At 34.6% G+C, this 14,361-nt stretch carries 12 protein-coding genes and 1 other RNA gene; 8 read left to right on the top strand and 5 right to left on the bottom strand.

Annotated features, from left to right (window positions below):
- Positions 1 to 14: 14 nt before the first annotated feature.
- The gene (locus IEW94_RS10170) at positions 15 to 3,128 is read right to left on the bottom strand and encodes a cytochrome c biogenesis protein (RefSeq protein WP_188652608.1); all 3,114 of its coding nucleotides are present in this window, start codon (positions 3,126 to 3,128) and stop codon (positions 15 to 17) included.
- 473 nt (positions 3,129 to 3,601) lie between these two features.
- Between IEW94_RS10170 and IEW94_RS10165 the strand changes: the two genes are divergently transcribed.
- The 3 genes from IEW94_RS10165 (at position 3,602) to IEW94_RS10155 (ending at position 5,937) form a co-directional block, all read left to right on the top strand.
- Positions 3,602 to 3,811: a hypothetical protein gene (locus IEW94_RS10165; RefSeq protein WP_188652599.1), complete on the top strand. Its 210-nt coding sequence runs from the start codon at positions 3,602 to 3,604 to the stop codon at positions 3,809 to 3,811.
- Positions 3,812 to 4,109: 298 nt separating this feature from the next.
- Positions 4,110 to 5,615 (top strand): coiled-coil domain-containing protein, encoded by a 1,506-nt coding sequence (locus IEW94_RS10160; RefSeq protein WP_188652597.1) that lies wholly within the window; start codon positions 4,110 to 4,112, stop codon positions 5,613 to 5,615.
- A gap of 49 nt (positions 5,616 to 5,664) precedes the next feature.
- Positions 5,665 to 5,937 carry a hypothetical protein gene (locus tag IEW94_RS10155; RefSeq protein WP_188652596.1) on the top strand — a complete coding sequence of 91 codons (273 nt, stop codon included), beginning with the start codon at positions 5,665 to 5,667 and terminating at the stop codon, positions 5,935 to 5,937.
- Between the two features lie 86 nt (positions 5,938 to 6,023).
- Here the strand turns inward: IEW94_RS10155 and ssrA are convergent.
- Positions 6,024 to 6,418: a transfer-messenger RNA gene (ssrA, locus tag IEW94_RS10150) on the bottom strand.
- A gap of 205 nt (positions 6,419 to 6,623) precedes the next feature.
- Between ssrA and IEW94_RS10145 the strand changes: the two genes are divergently transcribed.
- Complete coding sequence (locus IEW94_RS10145; protein ID WP_188652594.1) at positions 6,624 to 7,829, top strand: NAD(P)-dependent oxidoreductase; 1,206 nt, start codon at positions 6,624 to 6,626, stop codon at positions 7,827 to 7,829.
- A gap of 41 nt (positions 7,830 to 7,870) precedes the next feature.
- Positions 7,871 to 8,650 carry an SDR family NAD(P)-dependent oxidoreductase gene (locus IEW94_RS10140; RefSeq protein WP_188652592.1) on the top strand — a complete coding sequence of 260 codons (780 nt, stop codon included), beginning with the start codon at positions 7,871 to 7,873 and terminating at the stop codon, positions 8,648 to 8,650.
- Here the strand turns inward: IEW94_RS10140 and IEW94_RS10135 are convergent, their stop codons facing one another.
- Genes IEW94_RS10135 through IEW94_RS10125 form a run of 3 tightly spaced genes read right to left on the bottom strand, consistent with a single transcriptional unit; the run spans position 8,651 to position 10,732 of the window.
- Positions 8,651 to 9,511, bottom strand: a complete 861-nt coding sequence (locus IEW94_RS10135; RefSeq protein ID WP_188652590.1) for a hypothetical protein — start codon at positions 9,509 to 9,511, stop codon at positions 8,651 to 8,653.
- A 10-nt stretch (positions 9,512 to 9,521) separates the two neighbouring features.
- The gene (gene kdsA / locus IEW94_RS10130) at positions 9,522 to 10,340 is read right to left on the bottom strand and encodes a 3-deoxy-8-phosphooctulonate synthase (protein ID WP_188652588.1); all 819 of its coding nucleotides are present in this window, start codon (positions 10,338 to 10,340) and stop codon (positions 9,522 to 9,524) included.
- Between the two features lie 32 nt (positions 10,341 to 10,372).
- Positions 10,373 to 10,732, bottom strand: a complete 360-nt coding sequence (locus IEW94_RS10125; protein ID WP_188652586.1) for a hypothetical protein — start codon at positions 10,730 to 10,732, stop codon at positions 10,373 to 10,375.
- Between the two features lie 126 nt (positions 10,733 to 10,858).
- On the opposite strand from IEW94_RS10125, the gene typA reads away from it, so the two are divergent.
- The 3 genes from typA (at position 10,859) to IEW94_RS10110 (ending at position 14,356) form a co-directional block, all read left to right on the top strand.
- Positions 10,859 to 12,658, top strand: a complete 1,800-nt coding sequence (gene typA / locus IEW94_RS10120) for a translational GTPase TypA (RefSeq protein WP_188652584.1) — start codon at positions 10,859 to 10,861, stop codon at positions 12,656 to 12,658.
- Positions 12,659 to 12,660: 2 nt separating this feature from the next.
- Positions 12,661 to 12,894: a uroporphyrinogen decarboxylase gene (locus tag IEW94_RS10115; RefSeq protein WP_188652582.1), complete on the top strand. Its 234-nt coding sequence runs from the start codon at positions 12,661 to 12,663 to the stop codon at positions 12,892 to 12,894.
- 157 nt (positions 12,895 to 13,051) lie between these two features.
- Positions 13,052 to 14,356 carry an O-antigen translocase gene (locus tag IEW94_RS10110; RefSeq protein WP_188652580.1) on the top strand — a complete coding sequence of 435 codons (1,305 nt, stop codon included), beginning with the start codon at positions 13,052 to 13,054 and terminating at the stop codon, positions 14,354 to 14,356.
- The last annotated feature ends 5 nt before the right edge of the window (positions 14,357 to 14,361 follow it).

The raw sequence follows: 14,361 nt of genomic DNA, 5'->3' as shown, positions 1-14,361 counted from the left end.
ATAAACTACAAGTCTTAAGAAATAACTTTGTACTTACGCTTTTTAATGTAAGCTAAAATGGTAATGGTAACAATGCAGGCTACAACAATATAAACCCAACTTGGAATGGGAACGGGATCACCTGTTGCGTATGAATGTAATCCTGACAAATAGTAATTAACACCGTAATAAGTCATAATAACTGTTGCTAGACCAAAAATAGTAGAAACGTTATAAGCAAACAGGCCCGTTAGCTTTGGTATGATTCGCATGTGCAGTATAAAGGCATAGACCAAAACAGTTACAAGCGCCCATGTTTCTTTGGCATCCCAACCCCAGTAGCGTCCCCAGGATTCGTTGGCCCAAACACCACCTAAATAGGTTCCTATGCTAACCATTATTAAACCACCGGTTAAGGTTAATTCGCTTATATAAGACATTTCGGTAATGATAGCTTTAATGCGTTCCTTATTTGTGCTATTGGTAAAAATGAGAAGCGATAAATTAATTAAGCCAATAATGGCACCTAGCATTAAAAATCCATAACTGCCAGCTTCTAATGACACATGAATAGTTAACCAATATGATTTTAAAACAGGAACCAAAGGCGTAATTTCCGGATCTAGAAAGCTTAGCATGGACACCATAAGAATCGTAGCGGCCAAAACCATGGTTGCCGCCAAGCCACCAAATGACTTTCTTGTAAAAATAATGCCTGCCAAGGTAGTTGTCCATGCAATATAAATCATGGATTCATAGCCATTGCTCCAAGGTGCTCTACCAGAAATATACCAACGTAATCCCAATCCAATGGTATGAAATGCAAATCCAATAACTACCAATGTGAACAAAATCTTGTAAATGGTTTTTAATTTAACTCTGGGTTTGAAAACAGATAGGAATAAAAAGAACAAGAAAGCAATACCCAATAAAAAGTATAATAGTGCTAACCTATTAAAAACATTGAGCTTGTTCAATAGTATTTCGGCATGAATTTTTGTTGTACTTGGCATGATATCACCACCGTTTTTAAATTGGTAGTTTTTCAACTGTGCAACCAAGCTATTAGCATCTGAATAGTTTTTTGTTTCAATGCCTTTTTTAAGAGCCACTGTATACGAATTGAAAAAATTGGTAGCTATCTGGCTATCATGCCCATTGCCGTGGCTATGATTTGAAATCCAGGTGTTGTTTTCATCATTGGTATCTGGGATTATTTTTAATAGTCCACCGGTAAACATCATGTTTAAAATATTGAGTCTTTCATCAATTTTTAATAATTCCTTTTCATAAACACCTCGGTCTTTTGGGGTTAAATTATAAACACGCCTGACTTCATCCCTTAATTTATAATTGCCATTAGCATCAAAAAAATCTTCATAAGACGCATAATCGCCTCTAACTCCAATAGCTTTTAGAATATCTTGATGGTTTCCTAATTTGATAATGTTTTCACCATACCAATCTTGGCTGTTCACCAACATACTTAACAAAATTTGATCGGCATTAAGACCTTTATAGCTCTCTTTTCTGTAAATTTTCCGCATAAGCTCTCTTGACAGCGTATGAACAGGTTTCATTCTGCCTTTGTAATCCTGCACCACAAGTTCACTAAAAGCTTCAGCATGTTTAGCGTTTACGGCTGAATGTTTGAGATGTGATATTTGGGTTTGGGGCATAGCCCATTGTGAAGACAACAGGAAACCAACTATCAGAATAAAAGTTGAACTTGAAGCCCTTAGTTTTTTGATTTTTTGAATGACTTGATGAAATCTTGTTTTTTTGCTGAACAAGGTCCAAAGCAAACCAATTGTGAGCAGAATATAGCCTAAATAGGTAATTTTTGTACCCCAAAAATCATGGTTAACACTTAAATAGGTTCCTTTTTCATCTTTATCAAAAGATGACTGGAAAAACCGATAGCCACCATAGTTTAGAATATTGTTCATAAAAATCCTAAAATCCATATTTACGTTGTTATTGTTATCAGTAAGAACCACTTCACTAGCATAAGAAGACGCACTTTCAGTTCCGGGATATTTATCTAAAATGAATTTTTTCAAGGTAATTGTAAAAGGTACATAGATGTTTTTTGATCCGTAAGAAACCGCTAAGTCTAAATCATTAAAGTTCAGAATTTTGGGAGTTCCCGGATTTCCTTTTCCACCATATATTGTAGTTTCTTGTTTTGAGCCGTTTACGGAAATATCTAAGACTACCGCAGTTGTACTCTCATTTTTGACTTTGACACTTTCAGACTCCATTTTAACAATACCTTTCGGATTAAATTCTGGAAACACAAAATTGTTGGTGCCGTTTGAATACAATGCCCGCAATCTTAATGGTTTGTATTGGTTTGATGGGTAAATGGTATCACGGGTTTGTGTAGCCATGACCATTTGCGAAAAGGTTGTGTTGGTTTTAAAAGACAAAGAATCACCCTTGAACATGATATTAAAAGCATTTGGAATATCATTGTCATTAAAATTATATAGGATATTGTTGATGCGTTTGGTGTCACCTTCAGTTAAAAAATATTCCTCTCGTCCATTCATCCCAGAAACAACTATTTTTAGAGTAGGTTTTCCGTCGTTGCTGGTTTCTAGTATTTGCTTCGGGTTTGGAATGAAATCTTTGACTTCAACATCAATTATTTCGCCATCAACATTATAGGATTCTTTAAAATGATTGTTGCCAAGCGATGCAAAAAGAACTTCTTCATCAAAGTTATACGTCTTATTGTCTTTGTTTACCTGAAATTTCAAATAACTGTTAGCAGACAAAAAACTGTTTGATGAGCCATTCTCACGAATGTGCATGACACCTTCATAACCAAAATAACGAGTTACACCGGCTCCAATTAAAATGATTATGATTGCTGAATGGAAGAGGAGCAAGGGCCATTTTTTTTGTTGGATCATTCTGAATTTAAAAATATTTACAAGAATGGAAATTCCAAATAAAATAAGCAAAAGCTCAAACCACCAGGATTTAAAAATAATCTTTTGTGCGGCACTAGTGCCAAAATCATTTTCAACAAATGTTGCAATGGCTATTGAGGCGGCAAACAATAAGATATATAATCCAGCTGCCCTGGTGTTAAACATTGAGGTTATAAATTTTTGTGCGATTTGGATATATTTCTTCATAAAGTGTTAATAAACATGTATTTAAAAATAAAACTATTATTCGGTTGGGGTAAAAATAAACACCATTAATCGATAAAAAGATCAAATTTTTTATGTGAATACTCTATAAACGGTATTTTACAGATTTAGTATAATGATATTACAACTAACAAAGAGAAAACCCTAACAGCAAATTAGTGGGAGCTAGTTGGATAGTTTTAAATAAAATTAAAAAAAGTATAAAAAAGAAATTTATTTCTTAAGTGTTTTTAAATACTTAATTATTAATATGTTAAGGTTTTAAATAGAAAAAGGAAACACATCGTAATGCACTTCCTTTTTCCTCCATAATATCAAGATTGATGCTCCTTTCTCAGGAAACCTCAATATTACAACGCTAATTAACTAATAAATAAGCTTTTTTAAAATGACTTTTGTCATGTTGAAACCTGTTTTTTTTACTTAAATTAATAGATTAATAAAACATCATCAAAATGCCAAAGATTGAAAGTATTTTTCTGAAAAAATTAAATATCCTGAAGCAATCAGAATATTTTAAAAAAGATGCTAATCAAGCACAAAAAGCCTATTCCAGCTATTCCAGCCAATACTTAAAGGCCAGCGATGAGCAAAAAGAATGGATGGACAAAAATTCTGATTATATTTTGAATAAAATCAGAACGCTTGAAAAAAAATATTGGTAAATTAATATTGCAAAAAAGCTGAAAACCATAATCCATTGTTAGATTATGGTTTTTAGTTTGCAGTGAAAATGAAAAGTTTTAAAAACCACAATTGACTTGTTATTTATTGAATATCTTTGTTAATGAAATATAATTTGGACTTTTTAAATATACATGAACATGACATTGCAAAGACCAATATTGGTATTGCAGTTTCCTACTTAAGTTTTAACATTCTAAATGTGTTATGAATTTCTATTTAAAAAGGAATCATTCTAATATTTATATATTTAAAAAAGCATTGTTTCAATGATCTATTATGGGTAAATATTTTTATTTTCTTTTTGTAACCACAATCATTTCGTCACATTTATATTCACAAGAAATAAGTATTCCAACGGAGTTTTCACAAGATGGGAAACTCTATAAAAGCCTAGAAGAACCAGTTCAAGTTTTGACTCAGTTTCAAAGTGATGAGCCATGTCTTGTTATTGACTATTTAGGTAAGGAAAAATACAAAATAAAGTATAAAGATTGGCAGGGTATTGTGGATTCTCAATATTTGGTTATTAATGAAGACATGATGGATTTGTTTTATGCCTTTCAAGAACGGGAACGAATAGAGGCCATCAAAGCAGAGGAAGCCAGAAAAAGGAAAATACAGGAAATTATAAGGAAAGCCGAAGAGGAAAAAAATCCTCAACACCGCGAGGATTCCATAGCCAAGGTACTGGAAACCAAAAGGCAAGAACAAGTAGCGCAAGAGTTGGCAAGGAAAGAGCAGGAAGCGCTCAACCAACAACGCCGAGAAGATTCCATAGAGAAAGTGTTAGAGGCCAAAAAACAGGCCGAAGCTGCCGCAGAGCTTGCCAGAAAACAAGCTGAAAAATTGCGACAACAGCGTCTTGAAGATTCCATAGCCAAAGTACTGGAAACCAAAAGGCAAGAACTGGCCGCACAAGAGTTGGCAAGAAAACAACAGGAAGCACTCAACCAACAACGCCGTGAAGATTCCATAGAGAAAGTGTTAGAGGCCAAAAAACAGGCCGAAGCCGCAGCAGAGCTTGCCAGAAAACAAGCTGAAAAATTACGGCAAGAGCGTCTTGAAGATTCCATAGCCAAAGTACTGGAAACCAAAAGGCAAGAACTGGCCGCACAAGAGTTGGCAAGAAAACAACAGGAAGCGCTCAACCAACAACGACGTGAAGATTCCATAGAGAAAGTGTTAGAGGCCAAAAAACAGGCCGAAGCCGCAGCAGAGCTTGCCAGAAAACAAGCTGAAAAATTGCGACAACAGCGTCTTGAAGATTCCATAACCAAAGTACTGGAAACCAAAAGGCAAGAACTGGCCGCACAAGAGTTGGAAAGCAAACAACAAAAAGATTTAAATCCTGAAACAAAAGAATTAAGAAATACCTGTCATTATGTAATGAATGAAATTGATATTTTTGATAATGTAAGGATTATACGAACTGAACCCTATAAAATCAATACAAGCTTAACCGCAGAGTTGTATAAAAGAGGCAATAGCAAACAGGTGTTTTTTAATTTGTCCCAAGATTTGGGTTGTGCCAGTTATTTACCAAGTAATAGATCATATGTAAAAGTCACCCTTGAAAACAATCAAGTAGTTACCTTTTTCCATTCATGGAATATTGATTGCGGAAACTTTAGGTTTAAAGGAGTCATGTCCAATTCTCAAATAAATATCTTGCAAAAATCACCAATCAAGTCCATAAGTCTTAATGGTACAAAACATTCTGTATATATTGAGCAAATAGATTATAAAGAGTTTTTTATGGATAAACTAAAATGTCTTGATTGATGTCGTCTTTTATTATATCTAAAAAAGTCATGGCTTAATAATGTCTATTTTGAAAAAATTTTCATTGGGTAGAGTGGCACTTCCATTAGCTACTTTAGCAGCCTTAACCGGAGCAATATTGGTATATGTTATTAGAGGAAAGTATTATGTTTTTTTACATGGGTGTTTTTTAATATACATTGTCTTTGGTTCAATAAGGACTTATATTGCCTATAAAAAAGAAGGAGGCTTTAACCAACTTATTAAAGATTTATTGGTGACTAGTTTGGGTATTATAATTTTATTCTTCTTAGGAATATGTTTAGGATGTGTAATAGATTAAAACTAAAGGAAGAAGATTAAGAAGTATATAAAATTAAAACCCCAAACACCATTGAAGATTATCAATGTAGTAGTGTTTGAGGTTTAAAGTGGAGTCGCCGAGATTCGAACTCGGGTCCAAACAAGTAACCAAAGGGCTTTCTACACGTTTAGTTTTTTCATGGTTTTCGTTTGCAGGCTGATTAAAAACACTCTACCTACAACTTAGCTTCTTAAGTTTCAAAAGCAAATCAAAGCACTTTGCTTTCTATGTTAACTTTTACGATGCCCCAAAACTGACCGCCGTTAACCAAGGCTTTCAAGGGACATTTAGCTTGCACACCTTGTGTGCCGAGGCTTATCTTACTATAAATTCAGATTAAGCAGCTAAAGCGTAGTTATTCTCGCCGTTTAAAGTTTGACCTAGCCTTTTACGTGTCTCAAAGTCATTACACGACGTGCTTACCGTTTAATTAATCTCGCTGTCAAAACCAGTCGACCCCAATTAATTTCTTTATTTGTGCGTTACCTTTCAGGTCGCGCTTTCGGCAGTCGCTTTTTGCAAAGAGCTCCAACAAATGCCTTAATCGCTAACGCATATTGCAAAGGTACCAAAAAGTTTGTATAACCTTCCAAATCCTATTACTTTAGTGCAAAATTTATACCAAATCGGTTTATCTTATCAGATTTACCAATAAACAAAACAATATGAGATTCGCCATCATAAAAGAACGTAAGAACCCGCCAGATCGTCGTGTCGTTTTTTCACCATCAGAACTTGTCCAAGCTAAAAATCTGTTTCCAAAGGCAGAATTTATAGTAGAGTCAAGTGATATCAGAGTGTTTTCAGATATTGAATATAAAGAAGCGGGTTTTCAAGTAGTAAATGATGTAAGTGATTGCGATATTTTGATTGGTGTTAAGGAAGTACCTGTTGATTACCTTATTCCCAATAAAAAATACTTTTTCTTTTCGCATACTATCAAAAAGCAACCGTATAACAGAAAACTGTTACAAGCTATCTTAGAGAAAAACATCCTACTTTATGATCATGAAACCATTGTTAATGAAAAAGGATTTCGTTTAATTGGTTTTGGTCGGTATGCCGGTATTGTTGGAACCTACAATGGTTTTAGGGCATGGGGATTAAAATATAACTCTTGGAATTTGCTAAAAGCTGAAACCTTGCACGACCAAAAGGCACTGATTGATGAATTAAATACAATAGCTCTTCCAAATATTAAAATACTGTTGACAGGAAGTGGAAAAGTTGCCAGTGGTTCACAGGAAATGCTGGATGCCATGCATGTTAAAAGCGTTTCAGTTGACGCGTACTTAAGCCAAACTTTTAAGGAACCAGTGTACTGTAAGATAGATGTGTTGGACTATAACAAGCGTAAAGACGGAAAGGTGATTGATACGTTTGATTTTTTTGACAATCCACAAGAATATGAATCTAACTTTATGCGTTTTGCCAAAGTAACAGATTTGTATATCGCTGGTCATTTTTATGGCAATGGTGCACCTTGTTTTTACACTAAACAAGATGTTAAATCTCCTGATTTTAATATAAAAGTGGTAGCTGATGTTAGTTGCGATGTTGATGGGCCAATAGCAACAACGTTAAGAGCCTCAACCATTGCAGATCCCATTTATGGTTACGATCCACAAACGGGTGCCGAAATAGATTATAAAAACGAAAAAGCCATTGCCGTCATGGCTGTTGACAATTTACCCTGCGAACTTCCTAAAGATGCTAGTGAAGGATTTGGTGAGATGTTTTTGCAACATGTCATTCCTGCATTTTTTAACGGCGATAAAGATGGTGTTTTGGCAAGGGCTAAAATAACCGAAAATGGAAAGCTAACAAAGAGGTTTGCTTATTTGCAGGATTATGTGAACAGATTAGATTAGCTTTAAATCCACACTTTTTTTTAAAAACAGAATTCAATTTTATGACTAAAACCGCATTAATAACTGGAGCTGCTTCCGGACTTGGCTATGAATTGTCATTGCTTTTGGCCAAAGACGCTTATAATTTAATTTTGATAGATGTTGATGCTGAAAACCTAAATAAGGTCAAAGCAGAAATTAGTCAAGCATATAGTTGTAAGATTGATGTTCTTGTCAAGGATTTGAGCAAGCCCAATGTTGCCATAGAGATTGTTGAAGATTTGAATGATGTAGTTATTGATGTGTTAGTCAATAATGCTGGTTTTGGACTATTTGGATCATTCAATAATACAGATTGGGATCGGGAATTGGATATGCTCTATGTACATATTATTACGACCACGCATTTAACAAAATTATTATTGGAGGGTATGGTGCAACGAGGTTCTGGCAAAATTCTTAATATATCATCTTTGGCGGCCTTTCAACCCGGGCCACTCATGTCAATTTATTATGCTTCAAAATCATATTTATTGTCATTTTCAGAGGCTATTGCCAATGAGCTAAGAGATACAGGTGTAACGGTCACTGTTTTATGTCCTGGTCCTACAAAAACGGCGTTTCAAGAGGTGGTTTCTGAGAATGCTACAGATAACAAAATTAGTTTTAATATGGCCTGTCCGTCAGAAGTGGCGCACTATGGTTACAAGGCTATGCAAAAAGGGAAAACGGTTGCTATTCCTGGACTGTTCAATAAATTTTTGGCCACTATCCATAGGTTTGTAACCAGGAAAATGGCCGTTAAAATTATTAGAAATATTCAAGAAATGAATAGGGAGTAATTAAATCCTAAAAATACCACCAATATTGATAATGCGCTGTAAATAAAAGAAATGCTGCGAGGCACTTTCAGCGGTATTGCTGGTTGTTCTAATGTCAGGCATATTGATATAGCCGCCTTTTAAATCGGTTTCAATAAAGAAATGTTTGAAAAATGTAACATTGATTCCTGCATTTACAGACATGCCATAACCCGCTAAATGGAATTCATCATACCGGTCTTTTTGTAGTAAGGTTGTATTTGTTTTGGGGTATAAAAAACCACCGCCTACACCTTCGGTAAAGTTAATTTGAAGTTTATCGGTATTTTGAATTTGAAAAATGGAAGAGATGTCATCTACGCGTGCAAATTCCAAATACACATAATTCAATCCGTTGGTGTGTTCAAATTTTAAAAAGTCTTCTGAAACAATAAACAGATCATTATTATACTGCCCATTATATACAGAGCCAGCTTCATCAGTTGGTAAATCTATATAGCCTTCCACACGTCTGGATTCATTGCGTTGCATCACATATTTCATATGATCAACCCCGAACGAAATCACATAGTTATCAGAAATATAATAACCCATTTTTACATTGGTTTGTGGGATGGTAACCCGAGTGGGGTTTATGTAGTCTATATGCCAGCCTTTAGGTTTGTCCTTGGCAGTGGCATCATGAATGGTAAAATCATAATTATCACCTTTAAAATGAATATCAGATTTGGTGTAAGATTCCCTGTTTCCTCCCCAACTTATAAAAAACTTGCCTTTTTTTGTGGATGTGTATTTATCTTGAGATGTGTTTTGTGACCAAGTGGGTAATGTTAACAAAAGGCATAACACGCTCATGATAGGGTTCAAGTAGAATTTGTTCATGAAGTATAAATTATAGGGTATTAATGGTTTTCCTGATGGTCACTAAATTGTTTAAAAGTTTTTCCAGATAATCTAAATGAAGCATGTTGGCGCCATCGCTTTTAGCATTTGCGGGGTCAAAATGGGTTTCTATAAATAAACCATCAACATGATTCACTACGCCAGCTCGGGCAATAGTTTCTATCATGTCTGGCCTTCCTCCAGTAACACCACTCATTTGATTGGGTTGTTGAAGCGAGTGTGTGACATCAAGAATAGTAGGGGCGAAGGCTCTCATAGTTGGAATACCTCTAAAGTCAACAATCATGTCTTGATAGCCAAACATGGTTCCTCTATCCGTAATCCAAGCTTTGGTGTTCCCAGCATCTTTAACTTTTTGAACCGCATGCCTCATGCTCTCAGGGCTCATAAATTGACCTTTTTTAAGATTAACCACTTTGCCGGTTTTTGCAGCGGCCACAACCAAATCTGTTTGACGCACCAAAAAAGCGGGAATTTGTAACACATCAACATATTGTGCGGCCATTTCAGCATCAGATATTTCATGAATATCTGTTACTGTAGGAATGTCAAGCGTCTCAGAAACTTTTTTCAGTATTTTTAAAGCTTTTTCATCTCCAATGCCTGTAAAACTATCAATTCTACTTCGGTTTGCTTTTTTAAAGCTTCCTTTAAAAATATATGGGATTTGGAGTTTGTCTGTAATTTTAACTACTCTTTCCGCTATACGAAGCGCCATGTCTTCACCTTCAATGGCACACGGTCCACATAATAGAAAAAAATTATCGGAATGTATATATTTTAATTTAGGGACATCATTAAGTGTCATAACTTCACATTTAAAAATGCAAAGTTACATATTTAAAAGCTTTTGTGTATACTATTTCTTATTATCCACAAAGCCATAATGAAATTTAAAAGAATAAAGACACCTCCATAAACCATGAACACTTTGATTGAAGGCGATATTGACAACATATTGAGCATATTAAAAAGATAGACTAAAATTAAATAGGATGATACACAGACAAAGGTAATTCCCAGAACAAAATTTAATTGTCTGTTAGGTTTGATGATTTGCCATAAAAAAGGAATGCCTAATAATAAAATGGGGTATGCTGTTAGTCCTTCGGTCTTGTTGATATCTGTAAACCAATAAGCTACAATGCTTATAAAATAAAAATAAGGGATGAATTTTGTATATTGACTGATATATTTCATAACTATATGTTTTTTAATAAAAACGTTTTTTAGAATGGCATATTATTTCATTTTTTAATTATAACATATAATTAACGTAATTACAAAATATAACGTACCTTTGCGCGCTTAAAATAAGGCACTAATATGGCTAATATAAAAAACATTGCAATCATTGCGCACGTAGACCACGGAAAAACCACTTTGGTTGACAAAATCATGTACTACTGTCATTTATTCAGGGACAATGAAAATACGGGTGACTTAATTCTTGACAACAATGATTTGGAACGTGAAAGAGGTATTACCATTACGTCAAAAAACGTATCTGTAATTTATAAAGACACTAAAATCAATATCATTGACACACCTGGTCACGCCGATTTTGGTGGTGAAGTAGAGCGTGTTTTAAATATGGCTGATGGTGTTTTGTTATTGGTTGATGCTTTTGAAGGGCCTATGCCGCAAACCCGCTTTGTATTGCAAAAAGCCATTGATTTAGGTTTAAAGCCATGTGTGGTCATCAATAAAGTTGATAAGGAAAACTGTACACCAGAAGAAGTGCATGAATCTGTATTTGACTTGATGTTTGAATTGGGTGCAGAAGAATGGCAATTGGATTTTCCAACTGTGTATGGTTCAGCCAAACATAATTGGATGAGTGAGGATTGGAAACAGCCAACAACAACCATTGAGCCATTGTTAGATATGGTTATTGATCATATTCCTTCACCAAAAATTTCGGAAGGAACCACGCAAATGTTGATTACATCCTTGGATTATTCTTCTTTTACTGGTCGTATTGCCATTGGTCGTTTACAACGAGGTGAATTAAAAACAGGCATGAACATTTCTTTGGTTAAGCGCGATGGGAAAATTACCAAATCAAAAATCAAGGAACTTCATGTCTTTGAAGGTCTAGGGCGTAAAAAGGTTGAAAGTGTTCAAGCTGGCGATATTTGTGCTTTGGTTGGATTGGAAGGTTTTGAAATTGGTGACACCGTTGCGGATTTTGAAAAACCTGAAGGATTAAAAACCATTGCCATTGATGAGCCTACCATGAGCATGTTGTTTACCATCAATGATTCCCCATTTTTTGGAAAAGATGGTAAATATGTAACCTCAAGACATATTAAAGACAGATTATATAAAGAATTAGAAAAGAATTTGGCACTTCGTTTGGAAGAAACCGATAGTGCTGATAAATTCATGGTGTTTGGTCGTGGTGTATTGCACTTATCAGTATTGATTGAAACCATGCGCCGTGAAGGTTATGAACTTCAAATTGGACAACCACAAGTAATCATCAAGGAAATTGATGGTGTTAAGTGCGAACCAGTAGAAGAAATGACCATTGACTTGCCAGAAGAAGTGTCGGGCAAAGCCATTGAAATGGTTTCGTTGCGTAAAGGTGAAATGTTAAGCATGGAAGCCAAAGGCGACCGCATGATTTGTAAATTCATGATTCCTTCTAGAGGTATCATAGGGTTGCGTAACCAATTATTGACGGCAACTGCCGGGGAAGCTATTATGGCACACCGTTTTAAAGAGTATCAACCGTTAAAAGGAGGTATTCCAGAACGTCAAAACGGTAGTTTGGTCTCTATGGAAAAGGGACAAGCCATTCCATATTCAATAGATAAATTACAAGAAAGAGGTCGTTTTTTTGTGGATCCAGGTGAAGATATCTATGAAGGTCAGGTTATTGGTGAAAACTCACGTGGTGATGATATGACTGTTAACGTGACCAAAACAAAAAAACTGAGCAACGTGCGCTCGTCAGGTGCTGATGATAAAGCCAAAATTGTACCGGCCATTAAATTCTCTTTGGAAGAAGCATTGGAGTATATCCAAAAAGATGAATATGTAGAGGTAACACCAAAGCATTTAAGATTGCGTAAAATCTACTTAACTGAAGTGGAAAGAAAACGAAACAAATCAATATAATTATGGAATTCTTTGGAGTTTCCAGTATTGAATGGATTGGCTATGCGGCCATGGCAACTGTTTTACTATCTTTCTTAATGAAATCGGTTATAAAATTGCGAATAGTAAACTCCTTTGGGTGTTTACTATTTGTTTTTTATGGTTTTGTGTTGTCACCCATTTCCAAGCCAATAATAATCACCAATTTGGCCATACTTTCCATTAATTTATATTACGTGTTTTTGAAAAAAAAATAGAAGCTATTTTCTTGATGGTTTCACTTTTTAAAATAATCTAACAGCTTCAAATCATTTTGTATATTTGGTCAATTGAAAAAAAACAGAAATTTTAAGATTGCATTGCAATTTTTAAAAGAATTATCTGTTTATTCCATGGCATACAAAATCATATTGATTGAGGAAATTAATAGACTACATAAATAAGCATGTTTTAGTCAAGGTAGCATCGTTACAGACGGCGTCAGTTATAACCAGAATAATTGCCGGAATTGTAACCTCAAAAGCCATTGCAATATTTATTGGACCTGAAGGACTTGCCTTGATAGGGAACATGAGAAATTTTGTAAGTTCTGTTCAAACTGTTTCTATTCTTGGTTTCTATAATGGTGTTGTGAAATACGTGGCTGAGTTTAAGGACAATGCTATCAAATTAAGCAGAACACTTTCTACCGCTTTTTATTTTGGATTTATAGCTACTGTTTTAATGTCTGTTTTTTGTTATTTCTATGCAGATTACATCAATGAGATAATTTTTCCAAGCTATAATAATTATACCTACGTTATCAAAATTTTTGCTATAGTGCTTCCCTTTTATGCCTTGAATATGTTTTCATTTTCGATAATGAATGGGTATTCAAATTATAAAATGCTGATAATCATTAATATTATTGGTCAAATTTTAGGTGTCTCTATAACCTTGTTGTTAATTTATCAGAACAGGATTGATGGAGCTTTGATTTCTGTTGCAATAGCTGAGTCATTGATTTGCTTAATCACGTTGGTTGGTATCATCAACCGTCGAAGCCTGGTCCCGCTCATTAAAGTAAAATCAGTCAGTTTCAGTTTTTTAAAGAAAATGAGTTCCTATTCTTTGATGGCTTTGTTTTCTGCAGTAATTCTTCCATTGGTTGTATTGGCCATAAGATCCTATATCATAGATCATATTGGTTATAAAGATGCGGGTTTTTGGGAAGCCATGACCCGGATTTCAAAGTATTACCTTATGCTCATTAGCTCTTTAATGGCACTTTATATTTTACCTCGTTTTTCAGAAATCAATGATGCTAAAGAGTTTAGAAAGGAAGTGTTTGGTTTTTATAAAACGGTGATGCCAAAATTTTTAGCGGGTTTGATTATAATCTATTTGTTAAAGCCATTAATTGTGGTAGGCGTGTTTTCTGATGAATTTAAACCAGTTGAAGATTTGTTTCTTTGGCAGTTGTTGGGAGATTTTTTGAAAGTCCTGTCCATGGTGATTGCCTATCAATTTTTGGCTAAGAAAATGTTTTGGCATTACATTATAACCGAAGCTTTTTTAGTTGTTATACTTTATATAACCAGTATTTATTTTATTGATTTATATGGTGTAAAAGGAGCCGTTATTGGTCATTTTGTGAGTTATTTGATGTATTACGCCTTAATTTTGTTGATATTTGGCACCTCGCTTTTTAAAGTGGATTCGGTTAAGAAAATAAATTAGAAATT

Origin of the sequence: Yeosuana aromativorans, from assembly GCF_014646655.1 — a bacterium.
Classification (GTDB): Bacteria; Bacteroidota; Bacteroidia; order Flavobacteriales; family Flavobacteriaceae; genus Yeosuana; species Yeosuana aromativorans.
The sequence above is the reverse complement of the archived record's forward strand: the minus strand, read 5'-3'. Positions and strand labels throughout refer to the sequence as shown.

Coding starts and splice junctions, on each gene's coding strand:
- IEW94_RS10170 (WP_188652608.1), bottom strand. CDS start 3,128: ATGAAGAAATATATCCAAATCGCACAAAAATTTATAACCTCAATGTTT.
- IEW94_RS10165 (WP_188652599.1), top strand. CDS start 3,602: ATGCCAAAGATTGAAAGTATTTTTCTGAAAAAATTAAATATCCTGAAG.
- IEW94_RS10160 (WP_188652597.1), top strand. CDS start 4,110: ATGGGTAAATATTTTTATTTTCTTTTTGTAACCACAATCATTTCGTCA.
- IEW94_RS10145 (WP_188652594.1), top strand. CDS start 6,624: ATGAGATTCGCCATCATAAAAGAACGTAAGAACCCGCCAGATCGTCGT.
- IEW94_RS10140 (WP_188652592.1), top strand. CDS start 7,871: ATGACTAAAACCGCATTAATAACTGGAGCTGCTTCCGGACTTGGCTAT.
- IEW94_RS10135 (WP_188652590.1), bottom strand. CDS start 9,511: ATGAACAAATTCTACTTGAACCCTATCATGAGCGTGTTATGCCTTTTG.
- kdsA (WP_188652588.1), bottom strand. CDS start 10,340: ATGACACTTAATGATGTCCCTAAATTAAAATATATACATTCCGATAAT.
- IEW94_RS10125 (WP_188652586.1), bottom strand. CDS start 10,732: ATGAAATATATCAGTCAATATACAAAATTCATCCCTTATTTTTATTTT.
- typA (WP_188652584.1), top strand. CDS start 10,859: ATGGCTAATATAAAAAACATTGCAATCATTGCGCACGTAGACCACGGA.
- IEW94_RS10115 (WP_188652582.1), top strand. CDS start 12,661: ATGGAATTCTTTGGAGTTTCCAGTATTGAATGGATTGGCTATGCGGCC.